A 24,400-nucleotide genomic window follows, 5' to 3' on the forward strand; every position below is an offset into this window, starting at 1 on the left:
GCAACGCGAACCCCGCGAGCCGCGTGAAGCGCGCGCACCGCGCGACGGCGAACAGCGCCGTGGCGGCCGTGGCGAGCGCCGCGAAGGCGAAGGCCGCAACGCGCCGGCCGAAGCCCTGCTCGACGGCACTGCAAACCTCGAAGCCCAGCAACTGGCACCCGGTGCCGGCGACGAAGGCAACAACGGCGAACGCGCACCGCGCGCCCGCGGCGAACGCCGTGAACGTGGCGAGCGCAATGAGCGCGGCGGCGAACGTGGTGACCGTGCGGAACGCGGCAACGACCGTGGCGGCGAACGCGCCGAGCGCAATGGCGACAACGGCCAGCCGCGCAACGACGCGGCACCCGCCGGCGAAGAAACCGCCCAAGGCGAACGCCAGCCCCGCAACGGCCGCGACGAACAGCGCGCCCCGCGCGCTGACCGTGGTGGCGAACGAGGCGAGCGCAACAACGACGGCCGCCGCGAACGCCGCAACGACGCGCCGCAAGCCGAAGCCGATGCACGCGGTGCGGAAGCCGCGGCAGCCGACGTCGAGCAAGGCAGCGAAGCCTTCAACGGCAACAACGAGCAGGCACCGCGCCGCGAAGGCGACGAGCGCCGCGGCCGTTCGCGTGACCGTTACGGCCGTGACCGCCGCGAACGCGGCCCGCGCGACGAGAACGAAGCAGGCGCACCCGAAGCCGCCACGGCCGACGTGCGCGACGCGCAGGAAGCCCCGGCCTCGCGCGAGCAGCAGCAACCGCTGCCGCACGCCTCGGAACAGGCGGTTGCCGAAGCCGTCGTCGCCGCACCGGCGGTTCGCGAAAGCGCGCCCGAGCCGGTTCGCGCCGAGCGCCCCGCGCCAGCACCGGTTGCCGCTCCCGCGGCACCCATCGTGGTCGAGCCCGCCAAGGCACCCGCCGCTGCTGCCGTCGCCAACGGCCGCGCGCTGCCGAAGGTCCAGCCCTTCGAGCTGCCGCTGAACGAACTCGCGCAGATCGCCGAAAGCTCGGGCCTGCAGTGGGTCAACTCCGACGCCGAGCGCATTGCGCAAGCCCGCGCCGCGATCGCCGCCGAACCGAAGCCGGTGCACGTGCCGCGCGAACGCCCGCCGGTGGTGGTGCTCGACGAAGGCCCGCTGGTGCTGGTCGAAACCCGCCGCGACCTCGGCTCGATGTCGCTGCCGTTCGAGCAGGAGCAGCAACGCGCCCTCTGAGCGACACGCGCTCTCCAATGAAAAAGGCACCCTCGGGTGCCTTTTTTCATGCCTTCTCGTACCCCGGCAAGTCCGGCATCTCCAGGATCAGTTGCCCGAACCGGCAGGCGCACTCCGTCTGCCCGCCCTCGCTCCAGATCAACGAGAAATCGACGCTCGGCAGCGGCGGCAACCCGTAGCGGCCGTCGACGATCTTCATGCCCGGCTCCACGTCCTCGCGCGTCAGCACCGTCACGCCCAGCCCCGCCAGCACCGCCGCGCGAATGCCGTGCGGGCTCGCCGAAGTGAAGACGACGTGCCACTCGACGGTCGCGGCGTCGAGCGCGGCGCCGGCCACCTCGCGGTTCACACAAGGCTTGGGAAAGAACGCCAGCGGCAGCGATGCGCCCGCGGGTGGCTCGAAGTTTTCGGCGGCGGCCCAGACCAGTTGCGTGCGCCGCAGGCGCGCGCCCTCCACGCAGTCGGGCGGCGACATCACCACCGCCAGGTCGAGCTCGCCGGCCCGGATCATCGCGCGCAGGTCGAGGTGCATGCTCACGCTCACCTCCATGCGCGTGGCCGGAAACGACCGCGCGAACTGCGACAGCAGCGGCGGCAGCCGGTCGCCCATGAAGTTGTCGGGCACGCCGAAACGCACCACGCCCGAAATCGGCGAAGGCTGGAAGCGCTGCGTCATCGCGTCCAGCGTTTCGAGGATCTGCCGCGCGTAGCGAAGAAAGTCTTCGCCGTCTTCGGTGACCGTGAGGCGCCGCGTCGTGCGGTGCAGCAGCGGCCGGCCCACCTGCTCTTCGAGCCGCCGGATCTGGTGGCTCACGGCGGACTGCGTCAGGTGCAGCCGCTGCGCGGCACGCGTGAAGCCGCCGGTTTCCTTGACGGCGACAAAGGCGCGCAGCAGCGTGGGGTCGAAATCCATGGCAAAGATAAATGATGACTCTTCATGAATTTTAGGAAATTAAATCATTTCCATCATGAAGAAGGTTTCACCAGAATCGCGCCCAAAACCTCTTTCGGAAAGACGCTCGATGCCCCTCTCTCACGCCGGCAAGAACCGGATCGCGCTCGCCGCGATCTGCCTGATTGCCTTGATGTTCGGCCTGGAAATCTCCAGCGTGCCGGTCATTCTTCCCACGCTCGAAAAAGAACTGCACGGCGACTTCAGCGACATGCAGTGGATCATGAACGCGTACACCATCGCCTGCACCACGGTATTGATGGCCGCCGGCACGCTGGCCGACCGCTACGGCCGCAAGCGCATCCTGCTGGTGGGCGTGGTGCTGTTCGGCCTCACCTCGCTGGTGTGCGGCCTCGCGCAGAACGCGTGGGTGCTCATTTTCAGCCGCTTCCTGCAGGGCCTGAGCGGCGGCGCGATGCTGATCTGCCAGCTTGCTGTGCTCTCGCACCAGTTCCAGGAAGGCAAGGAGCGCAGCAAGGCCTTCGCCATCTGGGGCGTGGTCTTCGGCATGGGGCTGGGCTTCGGGCCGATCATCGGCGGCGCGATCGTCGCGCTGTCGAGCTGGCAGTGGGTGTTCCTGGTCCACGTGCCGCTGGCCGTGCTGGCACTCGCGCTCGTGCTGGGCAGCGTGGAAGAGTCCAGCGACCCCGACGCGCAGCGCCTCGATCTCGCGGGCATCGTCACGCTGTCGCTCGCGGTGCTGGGGCTGACGTACTTCATCACGCAGGGGCCGGGCATCGGCTTCACGAGCCCGTTGGCGCTCGGCATCCTCGCGGCGTCGGTCGCGAGCTTCGCGATGTTTCTGTGGGTCGAGAAGACGCACCCGCATCCGATGTTCGACTTCTCTGTCTTCAGGATCCGCAATTTCTCGGGCTCGATCATCGGCTCCATCGGCATGAACTTCAGCTTCTGGCCGTTCATGATCTACCTGCCCATCTACTTCCAGAGCGGGCTGGGCTACGACGCCGTCACGGCCGGCTCGGCGCTGCTGGCGTACACGCTGCCCACGCTGGTGATGCCGCCGCTGGCCGAGCGGCTGTCGCTGCGCTGGCGCCCGGGCGTGGTGATTCCCGCCGGCCTGTTCGTGATCGGCCTGGGCTTCATGGCGATGCGCTACGGCAGCGGCATGGCGGCCGCGAGCTGGGTCACGATGCTGCCCGGCTGCCTGCTGGCCGGCATCGGACTGGGGCTGACCAACACGCCCGTGACCAACACCACCACCGGCTCGGTGCCCGCCACGCGCGCCGGCATGGCCTCGGGCATGGACATGAGCGCGCGGCTGATCACGCTGGCCATCAACATCGCGCTGATGGGCTTCATCCTGCTCGAGGGCATTCATTCGCAGCTGCGGACGGCCCTGTCGGCGTCGCTCGATGCGCCGCAACTGCGCGCGCTGTCGGAGAAGATCGCGGCGGGCAGCTTCGCATCGCTCAGCGAGAGTTTTCCGGCGCTGTCGCAGGCGGATCCGTCGGGCGCCACCGTGCATGCGGCGCTCGTGAACAGCTTCGGGCTGGTGATGCTCTACGGCGGCATCGGCGTGTGGGTGCTGGCCGGGATCAGCCTGCTGATCTTCGGTGGCGGCAAGCCGGCGGAGGCGGAACAGCCGTCGAGCCTGAAGACCGAAGAGTCCGCCTGCTCCTGAAGGCGCCCGGAACCCTCAGGCGCTTTCGACCTGCGCCGCGCGCTTCCAGGCTTCAGCGGCCTGCGCGGTGTCGTTGCGGTCTTCGGCCAGTTGAGCCAGCGCCAGCCAGGCGCGGCGGTACAGGTCGGTGTCCTGCAGCCCCAGCCCGGCCTGCGTGAGCAGCTGCTGGGCCTTGCCCCACAGCTGCCGCTTCATGCAGGCCATGCCCGCGAGGTACTGCAGATTGGGGTCGCGCGGGTTGTTGCGCTGCGCGCTCTCGATGCGCGCCAGCCAGTCGGCATCGACCGAATCGAGCCCCGCTTCGAGCGCGCGCGCCAGCTTGACGCGCAATGCATCGCCGAGCCCGCGCGGGTTCGCGACCATGCGCTCCCAGGCCGGCAGCAGCCAGCCGCGTGCCAGCGCGAGGTCGCCGCGCAGCGCAACCATGCGTTGGGCGGCGTGGATCGCGACCTCGGGCATGGCGCGTTCGTTGGCGTCGAGTTCGGACCAGGCGCGCAGCAGTTGCGCCGGGTCGTGCGCGCCCGTCAGCAGTTCGGTCGCCAGGCCGCGCAGGATGCTCTGCGCCGCAGCCTCCGAGAAGGCGCGGTGCTTGGCCAGCAGGCGCGCGGTTTCGAGCGCCTCGAGCGTGCGACGGTCCAGGCGCGCCGCCTTGAGCCGCAGTCGCAGCGCGAGCGTGCGGCGCTGGGCGCCCTGTGGCAATTCTTCAAGCCGCGAGAGCGCGGCGGCCGCATCGCGGTCTTCCAGCGCCCAGCGCGCGGCGCGCAGCTGCACGCCTTCGCGCGTCTCGGGGCTGGACAGCACGGTGCGGTCGGCGCTTTCGTTCAGCGCCTGCTGCAGATGGGAATCGCGCGCGGGCTTGTCCTGCAGCGCCTGTGCGCTTTCGGCCGCCAGCAGGTGCGACAGCACGCGCACCTGCTGCGCCTGCGGCAGGCTGGCGCCGAGCGCCGACAGCGTTTTCTCCTGCGTCAACGCGGCCTGCGCGGCCTTGCGCGCACGCGAGAAGCGGCCCGAAATCAGTTGCACCATCGCGTCGAGCAGCGCCGCATGCAGCGTGCGCTCCTTCTGCTGCAGCCGCCACTGGCGCGCCTGCTTCGGCAGCGAGAACAACGCCGCCAGCGCCCGCAGCGCGGCATGCAGCAGCACGAAGGCCACCAGCAAGATCACGAGCACCAGGTTCAGCGAAAGATCGACACGCCAGGGCGGCCAGAACACGGTGATCGTGCCCTGGTTGTTGCCTGCGAAAAGAGCCACTGCCGCGGCGACGGCGAACAGTGCGAGGAGCCAGATTGCTGCGCGCATGTGCAGGTCAGCGTCCTGCGGCCGCGGTGAGCAGTGCCGCGAGCGTGTCGTCGATGCGCACCGGCTCGGTCGTCTTCACCTGCTGCTGCAACTGCTGCAGCAGCGTGGCGGCCGCTTGCGTGCGGCGCGACGCGGGGTCGAAGTAGCGGTTGAGCGACGCGGCCACCTGGGCCAGCTCGGTGCGCGTGGCATCGACCTGGCGCGACAGCAGCGACAGCCGCGCATTGAGCAGCTTGAGCTTGAGGTTCTCGCGCAGGAAGTAAGACTGTTCGGGCGCCAGCAGGATCGCCTCCGGGCTCTGGATGCGGCCCACGCGCACCAGCGAGCGGGCCTCGCCGCGAATGGTGAGCAGCACGCGGCGCCACCAGGGCGCATCGGCGGGAATCGGCTCGACCTGCCACGCATTGGCGCCGGTGCCACGCAGGGCGACGGCGTTGAGCGTCGGCAGGTCGTCCACGCTGCGCATCAGCTCGTCGACCTTCTGCAGGGCTTCGGCGTTGTCGACGCTGGCGCTGCTGCGCAGGCGGTCGGCATCGCGCTGCATGGCGCGCTGCAGCGGCGCGAGCCGAGGCTGCGCGGCGCGCGAGATGCGCACGTCGCCGGCCTTGAGCGCGGCCAGCAGCGGCTCCACGCTGCCCGTGACCTGCGCTTGCTGCAGCGCCAGGCGCACGGCCGACTCGATGTCGATCACGAGGTTCTCGTCGCGCGAACGCGAGAGGCTTTGAATGAGATCTTCGAGCTGCGAGCGCTGCAGCGCCACTTCGGCCACGCGCGTTTCGACCAGGGCCACGCGGGCCGCCGAATCGCGCACGGTGTCGCTGGCCTGGCGCGCCAGCGTGCGCGCCTCCATCGACTGCGCAATGGCATCGGCGCTCTGGCGCGCGAGCTGCTCCTTCATGCCGCTGACCTTCTGCCACAGCGCGATCGCCAGGATCAGCGCGATCAATGCAATGAAGGCCACGAGGCCGAAGCCCAGGCGCGACAGGATCAGCGCCCCCGCGGCCTGGGCGGCGGGAGTCTGGTGGGGGGCCACAGTCGCGGGCACCGGCGCCGGGGAGGCGGAAAAGGAAGAAGGGTCGTCGGACGGGGACGCGGCGCTCATGCCAAGGATTCTATCGACGCGATCAGCGCATCCTGCAACGGTGTGCATACACGCAACGCCCCGAAACCCGCGGCGCGCGCGGCTTCGCCGATGCGTGCATGGGTGGCGACCGCGCGCGCGGCGTGCCACTCGGTGCCGGGCATCGCGCGCCGCAGGTTGCCGATGGCTTCGGAACTGCTGAAGAGCCAGATCGCGCGGCCCTCGGCGCCGTCGATGGCGAGCCGACGTTGTACGACGTCCAGCGACGGCGGCAGGCGGCGGTAGGCCACCACGGTGTCGCGCTGTCCACCCGCCGCATCGATCTCGTTGGCCAGCCAGTCGCGGCCCGCGGGCGGCCGGCCTCGTCGCCGCCGCGCACGATCAGCACGCGCACGCCGGCCGACACCTGGCCTTGCACGCGCTCCCACAGCGCCTCGGAATCGAAGCGCGTGGCTTCGGGCGGCGGGGCGTCGATCCACGCCGGCGCACGCCCGCGCGCAGCAAGGCCCGCGTGGTGCCGGGGCCCGTGGCCCAGAAGCGGCGGCCGGCGGTTGCGCCCGGCGCCTCGTGCTGAAAGAAGTGCTCGACCGCCGTGGCGCTCACGAACATGAGCGCGGCGTAGTCGGCCAGCCGTGCCCATGCCAGGCGCATCGGCTCGGCGTCGGCAACCGGCGCGATCACGATCAGCGGCAGCGCCACCGCGTCGAGGCCGGCGGCGCGCAGGTCGGCCACCCATTGCGCCGCCTCGCGCTCGGGGCGCGTGACGATGACGGTGCGGGCGGTCATGCGATGACCACGGGTATCAGTGGGCGCCGGCGGCGCGCAGCAAGGCGGCGGCGTGTTCGCCGAGTGCGTCGGCCTGTGCAAAGTCGCCGGCCGGGGCCAGCGCATGCACCTTCACCAGGGGCGCCTTGCCTTCGGGGTCGCCCCATGCGGCATCGATGCGCAGTGCGCCGTCGGCCTGCCAGCGGGCATGCGCCGCCAGCGGCATCGAGCAGCTGCCGCCCATGGCGCGGCTCACGGCGCGTTCGGCGGCAGTGGAGAGCCAGTCGCCCTGGTGCTTGAGTTCCGCGAGCAGTTCGATCAGGTCGGCGCGGTCCGCCCGCACCTCGACGCCCAAGGCGCCCTGCCCCGCGGCGGGCAGCATGGTGTCGGCGTCGAAGGCCACGCGGATGCGGCTTTCGAGCCCCAGCCGCTTGAGCCCGGCCGCCGCCAGCACGATCGCGTCGTACTGACCTTCGTCGAGCTTGCGCAGGCGGGTGTCGAGGTTGCCGCGCAGCGGTTCGATGCGCAGGTCGGGCCGCAGCGCGCGCAGCAGCGCCATGCGGCGCAGGCTGGACGTGCCGACCACCGCGCCCTGCGGCAGTTCGTCGAGCGAGGCATAACGGGGGGACACGAGCGCGTCGCGCGGGTCTTCGCGCTCCAGCACGCAGGCCAGCACGAAGCCTTCGGGCAGGTCCATCGGCACGTCTTTGAGCGAATGGACGGCGATGTCGGCGCGCCCTTCTTCGAGCGCCAGTTCCAGTTCTTTCACGAACAGGCCCTTGCCGCCCACCTTGCTCAGCGTGCGGTCCAGGATCTGGTCGCCGGTGGTGGTCAGGCCCAGCAGGCTGACCGTGTGGCCTCTTTCTTGCAGAAGCGCTTGCACGTGCTCGGCTTGCCACAAGGCCAGCCGGCTTTCGCGCGTGGCGATCACGATATTGCTCAAGACCGTTCCCAAAAGTACATGTTTCAGACCGCCGGAATGCTAGCATGTTGCGCCGCAACAACGCAGGCGGCGCACCCATTCAAGATCAGGAAAAAAATCGAATGAAAGCCAGCAAGACAACTGCTCCTCCCAAGCGCCGCCAAGCCGAAGACCAGCCGCTGATCGACGACATCCGGCTGTTGGGCCGGATCCTCGGCGATGTGATCCGGGAGCAGGAAGGGGACGAAACGTATGCGTTGGTGGAGAAGATCCGCACGCTGTCGGTGGCCTTTCGCCGCGACGCCGACCATGCCGCCGACCGCGCGCTGAAGAACCTGCTCAAGGGCCTGAGCGCCGCCGAAACGGTGCGCGTGATCCGCGCCTTCACTTACTTCAGCCACCTGGCCAACCTCGCGGAAGACCGCCACCAGATCCGCCGCCGCACCGAGGCCGAGCGCGCCGGCGAAAGCGCCGAGGGCGACCTGCAGACCGCGCTGGCCCGCATCCGCAAGGCGGGCGTGAAGCCCGACGAAATCGTGGCCTCGCTGGCCCACAGCTACGTGTCGCCGGTGCTCACCGCGCACCCGACCGAAGTGCAGCGCAAGAGCATCCTGGACGCCGAGCGCGCCATTGCGCTGCTGCTGACCACGCGCGACGAGATCAAGCTGCGCCAGAGCGCCTACGCCGGCGGCAAGGACACGCTCTCGCCGCTCGAGTTCGCCGAGAACGAAACGCAGATGCGCACCCGCGTCACGCAGATCTGGCAGACGCGCCTGCTGCGCTTTTCCAAGCTCACCGTGGCCGACGAAATCGAGAACGCGCTGAGCTACTACGAAGCCACTTTCCTGCGCGAGATTCCGCGCGTGTACGCCGACCTCGAGAACGCATTGGCGCAAGGCGGCCACGCGCCCTCGGTCGCGCCCTTCCTGCGCATGGGCCAGTGGATCGGCGGCGACCGCGACGGCAACCCCAACGTCACCGCCGAAACGCTCAACTACGCGCTCGGCCGCCAGTGCGAACTGGCGCTGCGCCACTACCTCACCGAGGTGCACTACCTGGGCGGCGAGCTGTCGCTGTCGGCCACGCTGGTCGATGTGTCTGTCGAGATGCAGGCGCTGGCCGAGCGCTCGCCCGACACCAGCGAACACCGCAAGGACGAGCCCTACCGCCGCGCCCTCACCGGCGTGTACGCGCGCCTGGCGGCCACGCTGCACGAGCTCACCGGCGGCGAGGCCGCGCGCCACGCGGTCGCGCCGCAGAACCCGTACGCCACGGCCGAAGAGTTCCTGGCCGACCTGCGCACCATCGAAGAGTCGCTCGACGAAAAGCACGGCAGCGTGCTCGCGGCGCCGCGCCTGCGTCCGCTGATCCGCGCGGTCGAGGTGTTCGGCTTTCACCTGGCCACGGTCGACCTGCGCCAGAGCTCCGACAAGCACGAGGCCGTGATCGCCGAGCTGCTGGCCACCGCGCGCATCGAGCCCTCGTATGCATCACTGGCCGAAGAAGCCAAGCAGACGCTGCTGCTCAAGCTGCTCGACGACGCGCGCCCGCTGCGCGTGCCCGACGCCGACTACTCGCCGCTCGCAAGGAGCGAGCTGGCCATCTTCGCCGCCGCCCGCGCCTCGCGCGCGCGCTACGGCGCGGCGGCCATCCGCCACTACATCATCAGCCACACCGAAACGGTCAGCGACCTGCTCGAAGCGCTGCTGCTGCAGAAAGAAGTGGGCCTGCTGCGCGGTGCGATGAACAGCAACGCGACCTGCGACCTCATCGTGGTGCCGCTGTTCGAGACCATCGAAGACCTGCGCAACGCCGCGCCCATCGTGCGCGCCTTCTATGCGCTGCCCAACATCCAGGCGCTCATCGAACGCTCGGGCGCCGAACAGGACGTGATGCTGGGCTACTCCGACAGCAACAAGGACGGCGGCATCTTCACCAGCAACTGGGAGCTGTACCGCGCCGGCATCGCGTTGGTGGCGCTGTTCGACGAGCTCAACAAGAAGAAGGCCAAGCCGATCCGCCTGCGCATGTTCCACGGCCGGGGCGGCACGGTGGGACGCGGCGGCGGCCCGAGCTACCAGGCCATCCTGGCGCAGCCGCCCGGCACCGTGCGCGGCCAGATCCGCCTGACCGAGCAGGGCGAAGTCATCGGCTCCAAGTACGCCAACCGCGAAATCGGCCGGCGCAACCTCGAGACGCTGGTGGCCGCCACACTCGAGGCCACGCTGCTGCCCCAGGGCAAGTCGGCGCCCGCCACCTTCCTGTCGGCCGCGGGCGAACTGTCGACCGCGAGCATGGCCGCGTACCGCAAGCTGGTGTACGAAACCCCGGGCTTCGGCGACTACTTCTTCGGCTCCACGCCGATCCGCGAAATCGCCGAGCTCAATATCGGCTCGCGCCCCGCGTCGCGCAACCCCAGCCACAAGATCGACGACCTGCGCGCGGTGCCGTGGAGCTTCAGCTGGGGCCAGTGCCGCCTGACGATTCCGGGCTGGTTCGGCTTCGGCTCGGGTGTCGAGCAGTTCCTGGCCGCCGCCGGCAACGCGGCGGGCAAGAAGGAGCGCCAGGCGCTGCTGCAGCGCATGTACGAGCAGTGGCCCTTCTTTCGCACGCTGCTGTCGAACATGGACATGGTGCTGGCCAAGAGCGACCTCGCGCTGGCCTCGCGCTATGCCGAGCTGGTGACCGACCGCAAGCTGCGCCAGAAGGTGTTCTCGATGATCGACGCCGAATGGCATCGCACGTCGGACGCGCTCACGCTCATCACCGGCGCCAGGCAGCGGCTCGAGGGCAACGCCGAAATGCAGCGCTCGGTGCGCCACCGTTTCCCGTACATCGACCCGCTGCACCACCTGCAGGTCGAGCTGATGCGCCGCTACCGCGCGGGCGACGGCGGCGAAAGGCTGCAGCGCGGCATCCACATCTCGATCAACGGGGTGGCGGCGGGCTGCGCAACACCGGTTGAAGCCACGCAAGGCGATATGAACACGGGCCCCGACGGGCCCGTTTCTCTTTTCCGCGGGCATAGACTCGCAGCCCCGACCACCGAAAGAAAACGCCATGAAAGGCTCCTGCCTCTGCGGCACCGTCCAGTACGAGGCCGCGCGCCTGTCCGGACCCATCGTCCACTGCCACTGCAAGACCTGCCGCAAGGCGCACAGCGCGGCCTTCACCACCACCGCGCGCACCAACCGCGACGACTTCCGCTGGACCGCCGGCGAAGAGGCCATCGGCTCCTTCGAATCCACGCCCGGCAAGCTGCGCCATTTCTGCACCCGCTGCGGCACGCAGCTGATCGCCGAATGGGTGGCGCAGCCGCAGGTGATCCTGCGCGTGGGCTCGCTGGACGACGATCCGGGCGAGCGCCCGTCCATGCACATCTGGACCTCGCACGAGGTGCCGTGGCTCGACCACGCGTCCGACATTCCCTCGTTCCCCGAAGCGGCGCAGCCAAGGCATGAGCGGCGGCACGAAGATCCAGTTCCGGCGCAAGGTCATCGTCGCGGTGCTGCTGTGCGTGGCCGTCGGCGGCGCGTGGTGCGGCACTACGCGACACCCGGCACCACCACGCGCGACATCGCCACGCTGCTGATGGTGCTGTGGGTGCCGATCATCGGCAACGTCATTGCATGGCTCATTGCCAAGCGGCCGCGACGCGCGCCGAAGCCCGTGAGCGATGCGCCGCCGAGCTTCGACACGCTGGGTGCGTTCACGCCGCACGCGCGGGTCGAACTCACGTTCCGCAAGGCCGCCATTCCCTCGCAGGACGTGCCGATCGCGCCCGGCGAATACCGCTGCGCGCTGGTGCTCGACAAGGAAGGCTTCTCGGCGCGCTGGGTGGTACCACCGGGCGACGCGCTGGAGCGCGGGCAGCCCGCCTCGCTCGATCTCGAATTCCTTTCCCCGGCCCTGGCACGACCGCGCTTTCCCGAAGGCACGGCCTTCCGGGTACTGATCGGCGACTCGTTCATTGCCGACGGCCGGGTGCTGCGGGCGCTGCCCTAGCCAGCAACCGGGTGGCGATAGCCGCCCCAAGTGCCGATTGTTCGCCGCAGGGAAACTGACTACTGCTGCCCGGCCCCTTTGTCGCAAAGGCGACCGCTCGCACACTCCAATGCCTCTTCACCGGCATTGACGTGTGCGTCGTCGATGCCTCCAAGGACAGCATTCCATGATGAATTCCCCCAGCAGCAACCCCTGCATCGACGACCTGGCCGCACCGGCCTCGGCGCCCGTGCCGGCCACCCGCTCGGCCTGGCTCGCGGTCGGCTCCATCGCCGTCGGTACCTTCGCGATGGTGTCGACCGAGTTCATGCCCATCGGCCTATTGACCGACATTGCACGCGGCCTCAACGTGTCCGACGGCACCGCAGGACTGATGGTCACGATGCCCGGCGTGCTGGCCGCGTTCGCCGGCCCGGCTTTGATCGTGGCCTCGGGCAAGCTCGACCGGCGCACCGTGCTGATCGCGCTCACCACCCTGCTCATCGCGTCGAACCTGCTGGCCGCGTTCGCGCCCAACTTCGCCACCATGCTGGTCGCGCGCCTGCTGCTGGGCCTTTGCGTGGGCGGCTTCTGGACCTTCGCGCCCGCCGCCGCCACGCAGCTGGTGCCGCATGCCTCGCAAGCGCGGGCCATGTCGTATGTGCTGGCAGGCGTGTCGGCCGCCACCGTGCTCGGCGTGCCGGCCGGCTCTTTCCTCGGCACGCTGTTCGGTTGGCGTGCCTCGTTCGCGGTGACGGGTGCGCTCGCCACCGTGGTGTTGCTGGTGCAGCTGTGGCTGCTGCCCGCGATCCCGCCGCTGCGCGCCATCGGCGCGCGCGACCTGCTGACACCGCTCACGCGCCGCATGGCGCAGGTCGGGCTGCTCGCGGTGCTGTTCTTCATTGCCGGCCACTTCGCGGCCTACACGTATCTGAAGCCGCTGCTGCAACAGGTGTTCGGCCTGGCGCCCAACTCGGTGTCGACGCTGCTGCTGGTGTACGGCGCGGTGGGCTTCATCGGCACCTTCGTCGGCGGCAGCCTGGTGGCCCGCAGCGTGCGCGCCACCACCCTGCTGGCGGCGCTGATGCTCGCGACGGCGCTGCTGCTGTCCACGGTGGTCGGCACCGGCTTCGTGCCGGGCGCGGTGGTGGTCGTGATCTGGGGCGTGGCCTTCGGCCTGATTCCCGTGGCGCTCACCGGCTGGATGATGGAGGCCGTGCCCGACGCCCCCGAAGCCGGCCAGGCGCTGCTCGTGAGCGGCTTCCAGGTGGCGATTGCCTCGGGCGCGCTGATCGGCGGCGTGACGGTCGACGGCTACGGCATCTCGAGCGCGATGGTGCTCAGCGGCGTGCTGGTGCTGATTGCGGCGCTGATCGTCGGCACGCTGGGGCGTGCGCGCGGCGGTGCGTCGCTGGCAGCCATTCCGGAATAACTGCGCGCTCTCCAGTCAGTCAGCTGGCTGGTGGTGACGGTGATGGCGGCCGGGTTTTCCGGCCGCCACGATCGCGTCGAGCACCACGCGCAAGGCCTTGTTGACGGGCTTGTCCCGCCGCACGACAACGGCCAGCGTGCGCTGCATGCGGGGGTTCAACCGGCTGGTCTTCAGTTCGGGATGGGTGCCGCGCCCCGCCATCGACATGCCCGGCACGATGGCATAGCCCAGCCCCGCGGCCACCATCTCCTTCATCGCCTCGACGCTGCCCAGCTCCATCACCGGCTGCGGCTGCAGGCCCCCGGCGGCAAACCAGCGGTCGACCAGCTTGCGCGTGTTCGCGGCGGGCTCGAACAGCACCAGCGGCAATGCGCCCAGGTCAGCCGGCGACACGCGCGCCTTCAGCGGCTCGACGCTCGCCCGGCCGATGGCCACGAACTCGTCTTGCAGCACCGGCATTGCCGCAAGTGAACGCCCCGCCGCCGGCAGCGTGACCAGCGCGAGGTCGAGGCTGTTCTCTTCCACCTTGCGCGCCTGGTCCTCGGTGTTGCCCGTGCTCACCACCACGCTGAGCGCCGGGAACTGTTCGCGCAGCGTGCGCAGCACCGCCGGCAGAAAGTGCAGACAGGCCGTCGCGCCCGTGCCGAGACGCACGCGGCCCGTGACGCCGCTTGCGTGGTCGGCCAGCGCATCGACGGCGTTCTCCACCGCCGTCTCGATGTGCTGGGCATGGCGCAGCAGCTCCATGCCCGCCGGCGTGGGCTTGGCGCGCTTGCCGACACGCTCGATCAGCCGCACCGCGAGCCGGCGCTCCAGCTGGCGCACCTGCAGGCTCACGGCCGGCTGCGAGATGCCGAGGCGGTCGGCGGCGGCCGAGAAGCTGCCCGTTTCGATCACCAACGCGAACGAGCGGAGCTGGTCGAGGTTGAGCGTCTTTTCCAAAGTATTCCTTATGCGTCGTATAGGCTTCCCAAGCTTCACTTATCAGCCATGGCTCGTCAAGATCGGGCCATGTCATCGCCATCCATCGCCTCCATCGCCGTCGAAGTCATCGACGCCGAGCCCCGCCACATGGCCGCCGTGCAGGCCATCTACCGCCACTACGTGCTGCACGACCTGTGCTCCTTCGAGGAAGAAGTGCCCACCGTCGAGCAGATGCAGGCGCGCCGCGCGACGTGGCCGCGCGCGGCCTGCCCTACCTCGTGGCACTGAAGGACGGCGAGGTGGCCGGCTACGCCTACGCCACCGCCTACCGCGCGCGCTCGGCCTACCGCCACACGGTCGAAGATTCGGTCTACGTCGCGCAAGGCATGCACGGCCACGGCATCGGCACCGCGTTGCTGCGCGCCGTGATCGAGCGCTGCACCGACGGCGGCTTCACGCAGATGGTCGCGTGCGTGGGCAACAGCGCCAACATGGGCTCGCAGCGGCTGCACGGCAGCCTGGGCTTCGCGCAGGTCGGCGTGCTGCGCGACGTGGGCTTCAAGTTCGGGCAGTGGGTCGACACCGTGCTGATGCAGCGCGCGCTGCGCTGAGCGCGGCCATGCCCGACGACACCACCACGCAGCCCTTGCGCGGGTGGCTCGCGCTGCTGTGCGCGAGCCGGCTGCTGCAAGCCATGATCGTCACCGCCTACTCCGGCGTGCTGCCCTTCATGATGGCCGACTGGCACATGACGGCGGCGCAGGCCGGTTCCATCCAGAGCGCATGGCACGTGGGCTACATGAGCTCGCTGTTCGCCGTGGGCCTGCTGGCCGACCGCTACGGACCGCACCGCATCTTTTTCGCGGGGAGCGCCGTCAGCTCGGCGGCGGCGCTGGCCTTTGCGGTGTTCGCGCACGACCATCTCTCGGCGTTGCTGCTCTACGGAATCGCGGGCCTGTGCGCCGGCGCCTCGTACACGCCGGGCCTGCAACTGCTGGCGCGCAATACCGAGCCCGCGGTGCGCGGCCGGGCGATGGGGCTGTTCATCGGCGCGTCGTCGCTGGGTTATGCGCTGTCGCTCGCGGTGGTCGCCGCGTTCAGCCATTGGCAGCACTGGCGGCTCGGCCTGTGGGCGGCAGCGGGCTGCACGGTGGTGGGCGCGCTGCTCACGGTGCAGGCGCTGAAGCGCATGCGCCCGCCCTCGGCGCCCGTGCCCGGCGCGCCGCGCGAAGGCACGTGGCGGGCGCTGTCGGCCACGGTGCGCGACAAGCCGGCCATGGCGGGCAACTGGGCCTACGCCTTTCACTGCTGGGAACTGATGGCGCTGTGGGCCTGGCTGCCGGCCTACCTGGTGGCCTCGTCGGGCGAAGCCACGTCGTGGCAGGGCGCGGGCGTCGCGCTGGCGGCGCTGGCCCATCTCGTCAGCGTGTTCGGCAGCGTGGCGGGCGGCGCCGCGTCCGACCGGCTGGGCCGCGCGCGGGTGATGATGATCGCCACGCTCGCGAGCCTGTGCATGTCCTTCGCGTTCGGCTGGATGTGGACCTGGCCGCTGTGGCTGCTGGCCGCCATGGCCGCCGTGTACAACCTGTGCGCCATCGCCGATTCGTCGGTCTACTCGACCGCGCTGGCCGACGTGGTGGCGCCGCACCGGCTGGGCGTGGCGTTCTCGGTGCGCTCGGTGATGGGCTTCGGTGCGGGCGCGCTCAGCCCCTGGGTGTTCGGCCTTGCGCTCGACTGGGGGCAGACGCGCTTCGGCATCGGCAGCACGCACGGCTGGGTGGCGGCATGGAGCTCGGTCGGCCTCGGTGCGCTGCTGGGGCCGTGGATGATCGCGCGCTTCTCACGGCTGCACCGTGCGCGCGCGACCGCTCCTGTGACTCACTGACTCACTGAGTCTCGTCCTCCGACCACTCGGGGCTGTAGCCGCCCAGCGTCGGGTGGTACATCTCGTCGCCCGTGTGCTGCGTGAACTCGACATTGAGCCGGTCTTCGCGCAACCCCAGGATGTCGATGCAGTCGCGGCACAGCGCCTTCGCCACGTCGAGCCGCAGCTCGGCGGAGCGGCCGCGCCGGATGTCGCACATCAGCACCGACACCTCGACGGGCTCGCCGTCGACCATGCGCCACACCCCGCCCTCGCCCACTTCGCGGATCGCGATGCTGATGCGCCGGATGTCGACGCTCATCATGCGGGCGTAGGTCTCGCTGAGCTGCTTCGCGAGGCGCTTCTTGTCGGCCACGGGGTGGCGGCCGTTCACGTCGAGTTGGAGGTAGGGCATGTCGAAAACGCTTTCTTCAGATGGCAGCGGCAAATGGAAAGCGCTCCGCCTCGTCGGGGTCCAGCGGAGGCCAACCGGTAAAGGGAATCGCACCGCGATCGCTGAGAAGATCGAGGTGCGATCTGACGATGGCCCGCAACGCCTCGCCGGGCCTCATGACTTCGTCGTCATCGCTCAGGCCATGGACCACCCCGTCGGCGATCGTCGCGAGTGCGGCGCACACGACGACCTGCACGGCGCCCGTGGCCTCCGCGCGGCCCGCACTGCTTTGCAGATCCCAGAAGTGGTCCATCTCCCTGGCTTCGGGTGGATACAGGCGCCACCGGTTTCTTACCTCGATTTCCGCGCGACCGATGAGCGCATAGCCGCAGCCCACCAAGAGGCTGACGCCGGGGCGCAGGCGCGAGAACGTGTGGAAGTCGAGCCTGGCCCACAGCTGGTCGACGTCCGGATCAACCGGGGGAAAGTCGGGATGAAGCTCGAGGCCGATGTCGAGGGTCTGCATTTCCGCGGCGAAGCGGGCTCGCCAATCTTGCGGAAGCGCGCGTGTATACGCGCTGATGCCGATGCTCATCGGGTTCCCCTGTGTGCTCAATGCCGGCAGGAATGCCGTCGCGAATATAAGCCCGGCCGTGATCTCACGCAGGGGCCGTCACCGGGGCAGCGCCGGCCCGCCGCGATACCCCAGCAGCGGGTCGTACAAATCGGTGCGGCGGTCGCGGTGCAGGTCGTTGAACTGGTTCCAGATCGGCGCGCTGCGTGCGGCGCCCAGGTCCACGTCGGCATAAAGAATGGTGTCTTCTTCCGCCCCCGCGATGCGCCCCACCGGCCAGCCGTTGGTGCCCGCGATCAATGAGTTGCCCATGAAGCCCGCGCCGCGCTCCTGCCCCACGCGGTCGGCGGCGGCGATGAACACGTTGTTCGAATGCGCGGCTGTGATGGTCAGGTACGCGGCCATGCAGGTGCCGCTGGCGTCGTACAGCGGGGGCGGGGTCCAGACCCAGGCGGTGGGCAGGCAGACGATGTCGGCGCCCTGCTGCGCGACGATGCGCGTCGTCTCGGGGAACCAGATGTCCCAGCACACGAGCAGGCCGATGCGGCCGATCTTCGTCTCGAACACCGGGTAGCCCAGGTCGCCGGGCGTGAACCACAGCTTCTCGTTGTTCCACAGGTGGGTCTTGCGGTAGCGGCCGATGTAGCCCTCGGGGCCGACGAGCACGGCTGTGTCGAACAGCCGCGGCCCGTCCTGCTCGACGAGGCAGCCGACGATGTAGACGTCGTGTTGCGCCGCGAAGTCGATCCAGCCGCGCACGGCCGGCCCCGTCGGCACCGGCTCCGAATGGGCATAGGCCTCCTCGCGGCCGCTGAAGCAGTAGCCGGTGGTGGCGAGCTCGGGCAGCACGATGAGCCGCGCCTTGTTGGCGACGGCGGCCAGCAGGCGCTGCTGCACGGCCTCGGCGTTGCGCGCGAGGTTCTCGACGCCGACCTGCGGATCGAACTGCACGACGGCCACGCGCACGGGGCTGGCGCGCAGGCCGGGCGTGGCGTCGGCACTGGTGGCAACGGGGGATGAGTGGGGAATGGGTGGATTCATGGCGACAGTGCTTTCAGGTTTCAAATTAAAACCATATGGATCCTAGCCATTCGAGTTTTACTTTGCAACCAAATGGACATGACGGGTCTACACTCACCCCACCGAAGGAAAAGCCATGGCCCAGAGAAAAAGCCTGAAGAACGACGCGTGCCCGATGGCGCGCTCGCTCGACATCGTCGGCGACCAGTGGTCGCTGCTCATCATTCGCGACGCGTTCGACGGCATGAAGCGCTTCGGCGAGTTCCAGCAGAGCCTGGGCGTGGCCAAGAACATCCTGGCGGACCGGCTGAAGAACCTGGTGCACGAAGGCGTGCTCGACCTGGCGCCAGCCTCGGACGGCTCGCTCTACCAGGAGTACGTGCTGACGGCCAAGGGCAAGGGCCTGTTCCCCGTGGTGGTCGGGCTGCGCCACTGGGGCGAGGCGCATCTGTACGCCAAGGGCGAGCCGCATTCGGTGCTGGTGGAGCGCGAAAGCGGCAAGCCGGTGCCGAAGATCGCGCTGCGCATGCGCGACGGCCAGGCCCTCACGCCTGAAGACACGTTCGTGAAGAAGCTGCCCGCGAAGAAAGCGGCCGCGCACTGAGCGGCGCGAGCCGCTCCCCTTTTTCTACTTGGCGGCTGCGGCAGCGGCCTTCGCCTTCGCGGCGAGCGCGGCGAACTCTTCCTTGCCGAAGGCCGTGCCGAACAGGCCCCAGCCGCCTTCCGCAGCCTCGGTCAGGATGACCCAGGTGCGCGCGGCCTGGCTCGGGTCGCCCGAGAGTCTGGCGACGATTTCGGTCGCCTCCTTGGTGATCTGCTTTTGCCCTTCGCGGTTCAGCGAACCCGGCGGCGTGATGATCTGCACACGCACCGTGCGGGCCTGCGCGCTGGTGGCGGTCTGCACGGCCGAGGCCGGCAGGCGGTGGATGTAGGCGGCGGTGTTGTCCAGGTGGAACGGGCCGGGGTTGGCCACGCCCTCGGCGCGCAGCACCGCGAGCGTGAGCGCCTCCCCGAGCTGGCGGTCCGCGTCGGCGGGGAACATGTCTGCGGCGGCGTAGACGTCGATCATGGGCATGGGGAAATCCTCGAAAAAGGGGTTGCTGCGGGGCTCTGATGACGACCATCATCCAGATGAGGAATGATGATGAACATAATCCTCATCGTCAAGCACCGAACAGAGGACTTCTTCACCGACATGGGCCACTCCAGAGCGAACAAGGAACAAAGCCACGCGCGCATCGTGCAGACAGCCTCTGCGCGCTTTCGCGAAGCCGGGGTGGAAGGCGTGGGCGTGGCCGACCTCATGAAAGACGCGGGCCTGACGCACGGCGGCTTCTACCGCCACTTCGCGTCGCGCGACGAACTGGTGGCCGAGGCGGTCGAGTGCGCGCTGAGCGATGGCGGGCGCGCGGTGGAGGCCGTGGCCGCCTCGAAGGCCAGCCGGCAAACGGTGGCCGGCGCGCTGGTCGACGCCTACCTGAGCACCGCGCACCGCGACGGCCTGGCCACCAGCTGCGCCGTGACCACGCTGGCGGGCGACGTGGCCCGCAGCAACGAGCGGGCGCGCACGGCCTATACGCGGCAGGTGGAAACGTACCTCGACCTGCTGGCCAACCTGGCGGCGGAAGAAAAGTCGAAGGCCAAGCGCGCGAAAGCGATCGCGGCGCTGTCTTCGCTGGTGGGCGCGGTGTCGCTGTCGCGCGCGGTCAACGACGAGAAGCTCTCGCGCGAAATCCTCAAGGCGGCGGCCGACGAGCTGAAGGCGCTGCTCGGCTGAGCCGCCCTACTCGCCCAGCAGCTCGCCGATGGGCTGCAGGTCTTCCACCCGGTCGCAGATCGACTTGATCACCATCGTGATCGGAATGCCCAGCAGCAGGCCCCAGATGCCCCACAGCCAGCCCCAGAAGATCACGCCCACGAACACCGCCACCGGGTTCATGCGGCTGGTGCGGCTGGTGAGCCAGGGCATCAGCAGGTTGCCGATGAGTGTGTGGATGCCCAGCGACACGCCGCCGACCAGCACGCCCATCTGCAGGCTGTTGAACTGCAGAAAAGCCACCAGCCCCGCCGCCACCAGCACGATCACCGAGCCGATGTACGGAATGAGGTTGGTCACGCCCGCGATGATTCCCCACACCGCCGCGTTCTCGACCCCGATGACCCAGAAGGCCAGCCCCGTGGTCACGCCCACCACGGCGCTCACCAGGATCTGCACCAGCAGGTAGCGCTCGATGTTGCGGGTGATGTCGTCCAGCACATGCACCGTGACCTTTTTCTTCTGCAGGCTCGGGCCGGTGATCTTGATGAGCTTGCGGCGGAAGGTGTCGCCCGAGCACAGCGCGAAATAGGTAAGGAAGGCCACCAGCGTGAGCTGCCCCAGGGCACTCAGCAGGCCGACGGTGCCGCTCAGCAGATAGTCGCGCACGTTGAAGCCCGGCCGCTCGATGATGACGCGCGCCACGCCCCGGCGCGAGGCCACCTTGGCGGAGTTTTCCTCGGCGGCTTTTTCGAGTTGCGCGGCGGCCGCCTGCACGCTTTCGAGCGGCGTGGCGCTGGCATTCTTGTCGCGCCGCATGGCCTGCCCCAGCTTCTGCGCGGCCACGGGCAGCGAGTCGAGCAGTTGCGAGGCGCTGCCCGACAGCGAATAGCCGGTCCAGCCGATGCCGCCGAACAGCCCCGTGAGAACCAGCGCCGCGCCGATCCAGCGCGGCAGCTTCCAGCGGTGCAGCATGTCGACCAGCGGCGACAGCGCGTAGGTCAGCAGCAGGCTCAGCATCAACGGAATGAACACGGCCTGCCCCCACTGCAGCGCGAACACGCTGGCCAGCACGGCGAGCACCACCAGCGAGGCGCTGCGCACGTCGACGGGCATGTGCAGCAGCAGGCGCTTGCGCTCGCGCGCGAGCGTGGCGGCGGGTGGCTCCGAAGGCGGCGGCTCGGTTGCCGGCACGGCTTCGGGCGCGGCAACCTCGGCGCCCGCCTGCGCAGGCTCGGCGGCCGGGGGCTCCGGCGCGGGAGGCGGAGGCTCCGGTGCGGCCGGGGCCGGTGGCTTGTCGTCGCTCATCGCGCTTCCTTGAGCACTTCGCGCACGGCCGCCAGCTGGCGCCGCGACACGGCCACGGGTTCGGGAATGGCGTCGAGCCGCAGGGCCCAGCCCTCGGCGTCCTCGCCGTCGTCGTATTTCTCGAGCGCGCGAATGGCCGCGCGCGCCACCAGCGCATTGCGGTGCACGCGCAGGAAGCGGTGCGGATAGCGCTCCTCGAACTCGTTGAGCGAGCCGTCCAGGATGTGGCTGCGCGTGGCGGTGCGCACGGTGAGGTATTTGTATTCGGACTTGAGGTACAGCACCTCGGACAGCGGGACGCGCTCGGCGCGGCCCCGGTCCTGGATCAGCACCGTCTCGGGCGCGGCCTCGGCCTGCAGCGCGCGGCGCTCCTTCAGGAAGCGCTCGGCCTTCTGCAGCGCCTGCTGCAGGCGCTCGGCGCGCACGGGCTTGGTGAGGTAGTCGACCGCGTCCAGGTCGAAGGCCGTCACCGCGTGGGCGGCGTGCGCCGTGACGAACACCACCGCCGGCGCGTCGGCGCGGCTGCGCAGCGCGCGCGCCACCTCGATGCCGTCGATGCCGGGCATGTGCACATCGAGCAGCACCAGGTCGAGCGCCAAGGTGGCCAGGTGCTGCTGCGCCTCGGCGCCCTGCGCGGCCTCGGCCACCACCTCGGCGCCGGGCGAGCTGCAGTCGCGCAGCAGCGTGCGCAGGCGGGAGCGCGCCAGGGCTTCGTCGTCGACGATGAGGGTCTTGAGTGTGCTCATGTTCATGATTCAGCGGGTATCGCGATGCGCACCCGGTAGTTCTTCTGGTCCATGCCGGCGCTGAACTGCATCTGCATGTCGTGCAGCAGGCGCAGGCGGTCGCGCACGTTGGCCAGCGCAATGCCGTGGCCGCGCGGCAGCGGCTCGTCGGCCCAGCGCAGCGGCGGCAGGCTGTTGACCACCTCGATCACCACCATGGCCCCGCGCCGCTCGGTGCGGATGCGCAGCTTGGCGCCCTCGGGGCTGGGCTCCACGCCGTGCTTGATGGCGTTCTCGACCAGCGGCTGCAGCAGCAGCGGCGGCAGGCGCGCGCTGCTGGCGGCGGCGTCCAGGTCCCAGCGGATGCGCAGCCGGTCGCCGAAGCGCACCTGCTCGATGGCCAGGTAGCGCTCGGCCAACGCGATCTCGTCGGCCAGCGTGCCCGATTCGCCGGGGTCGGCCAGCGCCTGGCGGAACAGCTCGGCCAGGTCTTCCAGCATGGTCTCGGCCTTGGCCGGCTCCTCGCGCACCAGCGCGATGGCGCTGTTGAGCGTGTTGAACAGAAAGTGCGGGCGGATGCGCGACTGCAGCTCCTCGAGCCGGGCCGTGGTGGCGGCGGGCGTCTGGCCGCGCGCGCGCAGCACCATTGCGGCCATCACCAGCCCCGCGAACAAGGCCCCCGTGAGCGCGCTGGCCAGCCACGGCGCACTCGACAGCACGCCCGTCAGCCGCAGCAGGCCGCAGCCGTACAGCGCCGCGATCGCCCCCAGGGTGCCGCCCGCCGCGTACTGCCACTGGCGCGGCAGCCGGCGCAGCGGTTTCTTCAGCCCGCAGGTGGCCACCAGCCAGAGCAGCGTGGCGGGCAAGGCCCCGCCGGTGACGGTGGCGGTCTGCACCAGCCATTCGGAGGGCGTGGACACCACGAACAGCGTGGCAATGGCCACCACCGCCTCGACGAACACCACCGTGCGCAGAACCACCCCGATGCGGCAGGCGTCGAACAGCGACGGCGCCCCGCGCAGCGCATTGCGCGCCCTTTCCGACGATGCCGGGGACGTGGTCGTGGAGCTGGCCGATAAAATCGCCGGGTTGCGCATCGCAGACATCAGTTACATCGGGTGACCAACCCATTATTGCCTCCTGGACGGCTCCCATGACCCAAAACCAACTCGACAAGAAATCCGAAGCCTGGTCGGCCCTGTTCTCAGAGCCGATGAGCGACCTCGTCAAGCGCTACACCTCCAGCGTCTTCTTCGACAAGCGCCTATGGCAAGCCGACATCCAGGGCTCCCTGGCGCATGCCGGCATGCTGGCCGCGCAAGGGATCATCGGCGTGCAGGACCACGCCGCGATCGAACGCGGGATGGCGCAGATTCGCACCGAAATCGAATCCGGCGCCTTCGAGTGGAAGCTCGACCTCGAAGACGTGCACCTGAACATCGAGGCCCGCCTGACCCAGCTGGTCGGCGACGCCGGCAAGCGCCTGCACACCGGCCGCAGCCGCAACGACCAGGTCGCCACCGACGTGCGCCTGTGGCTGCGCGGCGAAATCGACCTGATCGGCGATCTGCTGGTCGAGCTGCAGAAGGCGCTGGTGGACATCGCCGAGAAGAACGTCGACGTGATCCTGCCGGGCTTCACCCACCTGCAGGTGGCGCAGCCGGTGAGCTTCGGCCACCACATGCTGGCCTACGTGGAAATGTTCAGCCGCGACGCCGAACGCATGGGCGAAGTGCGCCGCCGCGTCAACCGCCTGCCGCTGGGAGCCGCCGCGCTGGCCGGCACCAGCTACCCGCTGGACCGCGAGCTGGTCGCCAAGACCCTGGGCATGGACGGCGTGTGCCAGAACAGCCTGGACGCCGTGAGCGACCGCGACTTTGCCATCGAGTTCACCGCCGCCGCCAGCCTGTGCATGGTGCACGTGAGCCGCATGAGCGAAGAGCTGATTCTGTGGATGAGCCAGAACTTCAGCTTCATCAGCATCGCCGACCGCTTCACCACGGGCTCGTCGATCATGCCGCAGAAGAAGAACCCCGACGTGCCCGAGCTGGCGCGCGGCAAGACCGGCCGCGTGGTCGGCCACCTGATGGCGCTCATCACGCTCATGAAGGGCCAGCCGCTGGCCTACAACAAGGACAACCAGGAAGACAAGGAGCCGCTGTTCGACACCGTCGACACGCTCAAGGACACCCTGCGCATCTTTGCCGAAATGATCGGCGGCATCACCGTGAAGCCCGAGGCCATGGAAGCCGCCGCGCTGCGCGGCTACGCCACCGCCACCGACCTGGCCGACTACCTCGTGAAGAAGGGCCTGCCCTTCCGCGACGCCCACGAAACCGTGGCCCACGCCGTGAAGGCCGCCACCTCGCACAAGGTCGACCTGGCCGAGCTGCCGCTGGCCGTGCTGCAGCAGTTCAACCCGAGCATCGAGAAGGACGTGTACGACGTGCTGAGCCTGCGCGGCTCGCTGAACGCGCGCAACATCCTGGGCGGCACCGCCCCGGCGCAGGTCAAGGCGCAGGTCGCCCGCCACCGCGCGCGCCTGGGCTGATCGCGACAGCCA

The 24,400-nt window shown here is 69.5% G+C and carries 21 protein-coding genes and 5 pseudogenes; 12 read left to right on the forward strand and 14 right to left on the reverse strand.

Annotation, left to right across the window (positions count from 1 at the left end):
* Positions 1–739, reverse strand: a pseudogene (locus BMG07_RS42720) (hypothetical protein); the annotation flags it as partial.
* Here BMG07_RS42720 and BMG07_RS42725 point away from each other — a divergent pair.
* On the forward strand, positions 695–1,195 hold the full coding sequence (locus BMG07_RS42725; RefSeq protein ID WP_269759355.1) for a hypothetical protein: 501 nt from the start codon (positions 695–697) through the stop codon (positions 1,193–1,195). The pseudogene BMG07_RS42720 and the gene BMG07_RS42725 sit on opposite strands and share 45 nt — an antisense overlap.
* Before the next feature lie 46 nt (positions 1,196–1,241).
* Here BMG07_RS42725 and BMG07_RS24655 read toward each other — a convergent pair whose 3' ends face one another.
* A complete protein-coding gene (locus tag BMG07_RS24655) occupies positions 1,242–2,108 on the reverse strand; it encodes a LysR family transcriptional regulator (RefSeq protein ID WP_198086752.1) in 867 nt (288 codons plus the stop codon).
* A gap of 109 nt (positions 2,109–2,217) precedes the next feature.
* On the opposite strand from BMG07_RS24655, the gene BMG07_RS24660 reads away from it, so the two are divergent.
* Positions 2,218–3,789 (forward strand): MFS transporter, encoded by a 1,572-nt coding sequence (locus tag BMG07_RS24660; RefSeq protein ID WP_198086753.1) that lies wholly within the window; start codon positions 2,218–2,220, stop codon positions 3,787–3,789.
* Positions 3,790–3,804: 15 nt separating this feature from the next.
* Here the strand turns inward: BMG07_RS24660 and BMG07_RS24665 are convergent, their stop codons facing one another.
* From BMG07_RS24665 to hemC, 4 genes and pseudogenes are all read right to left on the reverse strand, one after another.
* On the reverse strand, positions 3,805–5,088 hold the full coding sequence (locus BMG07_RS24665; protein WP_198086754.1) for a heme biosynthesis protein HemY: 1,284 nt from the start codon (positions 5,086–5,088) through the stop codon (positions 3,805–3,807).
* A gap of 7 nt (positions 5,089–5,095) precedes the next feature.
* Positions 5,096–6,190 carry a uroporphyrinogen-III C-methyltransferase gene (locus BMG07_RS24670; RefSeq protein ID WP_198086755.1) on the reverse strand — a complete coding sequence of 365 codons (1,095 nt, stop codon included), beginning with the start codon at positions 6,188–6,190 and terminating at the stop codon, positions 5,096–5,098.
* Positions 6,187–6,955 (reverse strand): annotated as a pseudogene (locus BMG07_RS24675) (uroporphyrinogen-III synthase). The gene BMG07_RS24670 and the pseudogene BMG07_RS24675 overlap by 4 nt, the downstream one beginning before the upstream one ends.
* Positions 6,956–6,971: 16 nt before the next feature.
* Positions 6,972–7,877 (reverse strand): hydroxymethylbilane synthase, encoded by a 906-nt coding sequence (gene hemC, locus BMG07_RS24680; protein WP_269759356.1) that lies wholly within the window; start codon positions 7,875–7,877, stop codon positions 6,972–6,974.
* 101 nt (positions 7,878–7,978) lie between these two features.
* Here hemC and ppc point away from each other — a divergent pair.
* The 4 genes and pseudogenes from ppc to BMG07_RS24700 all read left to right on the forward strand — a co-directional run bounded on the left by ppc (position 7,979) and on the right by BMG07_RS24700 (position 13,272).
* Positions 7,979–10,821: pseudogene (gene ppc / locus BMG07_RS24685) on the forward strand (phosphoenolpyruvate carboxylase).
* A gap of 95 nt (positions 10,822–10,916) precedes the next feature.
* Positions 10,917–11,186 (forward strand): annotated as a pseudogene (locus tag BMG07_RS24690) (GFA family protein); the annotation flags it as partial.
* Between the two features lie 42 nt (positions 11,187–11,228).
* On the forward strand, positions 11,229–11,861 hold the full coding sequence (locus BMG07_RS24695) for a hypothetical protein (RefSeq protein ID WP_269759361.1): 633 nt from the start codon (positions 11,229–11,231) through the stop codon (positions 11,859–11,861).
* Between the two features lie 166 nt (positions 11,862–12,027).
* On the forward strand, positions 12,028–13,272 hold the full coding sequence (locus BMG07_RS24700; protein ID WP_198086757.1) for an MFS transporter: 1,245 nt from the start codon (positions 12,028–12,030) through the stop codon (positions 13,270–13,272).
* A 15-nt stretch (positions 13,273–13,287) separates the two neighbouring features.
* Here BMG07_RS24700 and BMG07_RS24705 read toward each other — a convergent pair whose 3' ends face one another.
* Positions 13,288–14,235 carry a LysR family transcriptional regulator gene (locus BMG07_RS24705; protein WP_198086771.1) on the reverse strand — a complete coding sequence of 316 codons (948 nt, stop codon included), beginning with the start codon at positions 14,233–14,235 and terminating at the stop codon, positions 13,288–13,290.
* A gap of 48 nt (positions 14,236–14,283) precedes the next feature.
* Here BMG07_RS24705 and BMG07_RS24710 point away from each other — a divergent pair.
* Together BMG07_RS24710 and BMG07_RS24715 are read left to right on the forward strand one after the other, a co-directional pair.
* Positions 14,284–14,807: pseudogene (locus BMG07_RS24710) on the forward strand (N-acetyltransferase family protein).
* Positions 14,808–14,815: 8 nt separating this feature from the next.
* On the forward strand, positions 14,816–16,081 hold the full coding sequence (locus BMG07_RS24715; protein WP_198086758.1) for an MFS transporter: 1,266 nt from the start codon (positions 14,816–14,818) through the stop codon (positions 16,079–16,081).
* Position 16,082: 1 nt separating this feature from the next.
* Here BMG07_RS24715 and BMG07_RS24720 read toward each other — a convergent pair whose 3' ends face one another.
* The 3 genes from BMG07_RS24720 to BMG07_RS24730 all read right to left on the reverse strand — a co-directional run bounded on the left by BMG07_RS24720 (position 16,083) and on the right by BMG07_RS24730 (position 18,069).
* A complete protein-coding gene (locus tag BMG07_RS24720; protein ID WP_198086759.1) occupies positions 16,083–16,475 on the reverse strand; it encodes a tautomerase in 393 nt (130 codons plus the stop codon).
* A gap of 16 nt (positions 16,476–16,491) precedes the next feature.
* Positions 16,492–17,049: a hypothetical protein gene (locus BMG07_RS24725; RefSeq protein ID WP_198086760.1), complete on the reverse strand. Its 558-nt coding sequence runs from the start codon at positions 17,047–17,049 to the stop codon at positions 16,492–16,494.
* A gap of 78 nt (positions 17,050–17,127) precedes the next feature.
* A complete protein-coding gene (locus tag BMG07_RS24730) occupies positions 17,128–18,069 on the reverse strand; it encodes a nitrilase family protein (RefSeq protein WP_198086761.1) in 942 nt (313 codons plus the stop codon).
* A gap of 115 nt (positions 18,070–18,184) precedes the next feature.
* On the opposite strand from BMG07_RS24730, the gene BMG07_RS24735 reads away from it, so the two are divergent.
* The gene (locus BMG07_RS24735; protein WP_198086762.1) at positions 18,185–18,652 is read left to right on the forward strand and encodes a helix-turn-helix domain-containing protein; all 468 of its coding nucleotides are present in this window, start codon (positions 18,185–18,187) and stop codon (positions 18,650–18,652) included.
* 24 nt (positions 18,653–18,676) lie between these two features.
* Here BMG07_RS24735 and BMG07_RS24740 read toward each other — a convergent pair whose 3' ends face one another.
* Positions 18,677–19,123, reverse strand: coding sequence for a tautomerase family protein (locus BMG07_RS24740; protein ID WP_198086763.1), 447 nt, complete (start codon positions 19,121–19,123; stop codon positions 18,677–18,679).
* Positions 19,124–19,192: 69 nt separating this feature from the next.
* On the opposite strand from BMG07_RS24740, the gene BMG07_RS24745 reads away from it, so the two are divergent.
* A complete protein-coding gene (locus BMG07_RS24745) occupies positions 19,193–19,825 on the forward strand; it encodes a TetR/AcrR family transcriptional regulator (protein WP_269759358.1) in 633 nt (210 codons plus the stop codon).
* A gap of 6 nt (positions 19,826–19,831) precedes the next feature.
* Here BMG07_RS24745 and BMG07_RS24750 read toward each other — a convergent pair whose 3' ends face one another.
* The 3 genes from BMG07_RS24750 to BMG07_RS24760 are packed head-to-tail and all read right to left on the reverse strand — an operon-like array spanning position 19,832 to position 22,859.
* Positions 19,832–21,112 carry an AI-2E family transporter gene (locus BMG07_RS24750; protein WP_198086764.1) on the reverse strand — a complete coding sequence of 427 codons (1,281 nt, stop codon included), beginning with the start codon at positions 21,110–21,112 and terminating at the stop codon, positions 19,832–19,834.
* Positions 21,109–21,858, reverse strand: a complete 750-nt coding sequence (locus tag BMG07_RS24755; RefSeq protein ID WP_198086765.1) for a LytTR family DNA-binding domain-containing protein — start codon at positions 21,856–21,858, stop codon at positions 21,109–21,111. Before BMG07_RS24755 ends, BMG07_RS24750 begins: the two co-directional genes overlap by 4 nt.
* Positions 21,859–21,860: 2 nt before the next feature.
* Positions 21,861–22,859 (reverse strand): sensor histidine kinase, encoded by a 999-nt coding sequence (locus tag BMG07_RS24760; RefSeq protein ID WP_269759359.1) that lies wholly within the window; start codon positions 22,857–22,859, stop codon positions 21,861–21,863.
* On the opposite strand from BMG07_RS24760, the gene BMG07_RS42730 reads away from it, so the two are divergent.
* Together BMG07_RS42730 and argH are read left to right on the forward strand one after the other, a co-directional pair.
* Positions 22,804–22,959 (forward strand): hypothetical protein, encoded by a 156-nt coding sequence (locus BMG07_RS42730; protein ID WP_269759362.1) that lies wholly within the window; start codon positions 22,804–22,806, stop codon positions 22,957–22,959. The genes BMG07_RS24760 and BMG07_RS42730 overlap by 56 nt on opposite strands.
* A gap of 31 nt (positions 22,960–22,990) precedes the next feature.
* On the forward strand, positions 22,991–24,388 hold the full coding sequence (argH, locus tag BMG07_RS24765; protein WP_198086766.1) for an argininosuccinate lyase: 1,398 nt from the start codon (positions 22,991–22,993) through the stop codon (positions 24,386–24,388).
* Positions 24,389–24,400 lie beyond the last annotated feature (12 nt).

This window comes from Variovorax sp. E3 (genome assembly GCF_016082275.1).
GTDB lineage: Bacteria > Pseudomonadota > Gammaproteobacteria > Burkholderiales > Burkholderiaceae_C > Variovorax.

Coding starts and splice junctions, on each gene's coding strand:
- BMG07_RS24655 (WP_198086752.1), bottom strand. CDS start 2,108: ATGGATTTCGACCCCACGCTGCTGCGCGCCTTTGTCGCCGTCAAGGAA.
- BMG07_RS24660 (WP_198086753.1), top strand. CDS start 2,218: ATGCCCCTCTCTCACGCCGGCAAGAACCGGATCGCGCTCGCCGCGATC.
- BMG07_RS24665 (WP_198086754.1), bottom strand. CDS start 5,088: ATGCGCGCAGCAATCTGGCTCCTCGCACTGTTCGCCGTCGCCGCGGCA.
- BMG07_RS24670 (WP_198086755.1), bottom strand. CDS start 6,190: ATGAGCGCCGCGTCCCCGTCCGACGACCCTTCTTCCTTTTCCGCCTCC.
- BMG07_RS24695 (WP_269759361.1), top strand. CDS start 11,229: ATGCACATCTGGACCTCGCACGAGGTGCCGTGGCTCGACCACGCGTCC.
- BMG07_RS24700 (WP_198086757.1), top strand. CDS start 12,028: ATGATGAATTCCCCCAGCAGCAACCCCTGCATCGACGACCTGGCCGCA.
- BMG07_RS24715 (WP_198086758.1), top strand. CDS start 14,816: ATGCCCGACGACACCACCACGCAGCCCTTGCGCGGGTGGCTCGCGCTG.
- BMG07_RS24720 (WP_198086759.1), bottom strand. CDS start 16,475: ATGCCCTACCTCCAACTCGACGTGAACGGCCGCCACCCCGTGGCCGAC.
- BMG07_RS24725 (WP_198086760.1), bottom strand. CDS start 17,049: ATGAGCATCGGCATCAGCGCGTATACACGCGCGCTTCCGCAAGATTGG.
- BMG07_RS24730 (WP_198086761.1), bottom strand. CDS start 18,069: ATGAATCCACCCATTCCCCACTCATCCCCCGTTGCCACCAGTGCCGAC.
- BMG07_RS24735 (WP_198086762.1), top strand. CDS start 18,185: ATGGCCCAGAGAAAAAGCCTGAAGAACGACGCGTGCCCGATGGCGCGC.
- BMG07_RS24740 (WP_198086763.1), bottom strand. CDS start 19,123: ATGCCCATGATCGACGTCTACGCCGCCGCAGACATGTTCCCCGCCGAC.
- BMG07_RS24745 (WP_269759358.1), top strand. CDS start 19,193: ATGAACATAATCCTCATCGTCAAGCACCGAACAGAGGACTTCTTCACC.
- BMG07_RS24750 (WP_198086764.1), bottom strand. CDS start 21,112: ATGAGCGACGACAAGCCACCGGCCCCGGCCGCACCGGAGCCTCCGCCT.
- BMG07_RS24755 (WP_198086765.1), bottom strand. CDS start 21,858: ATGAGCACACTCAAGACCCTCATCGTCGACGACGAAGCCCTGGCGCGC.
- argH (WP_198086766.1), top strand. CDS start 22,991: ATGACCCAAAACCAACTCGACAAGAAATCCGAAGCCTGGTCGGCCCTG.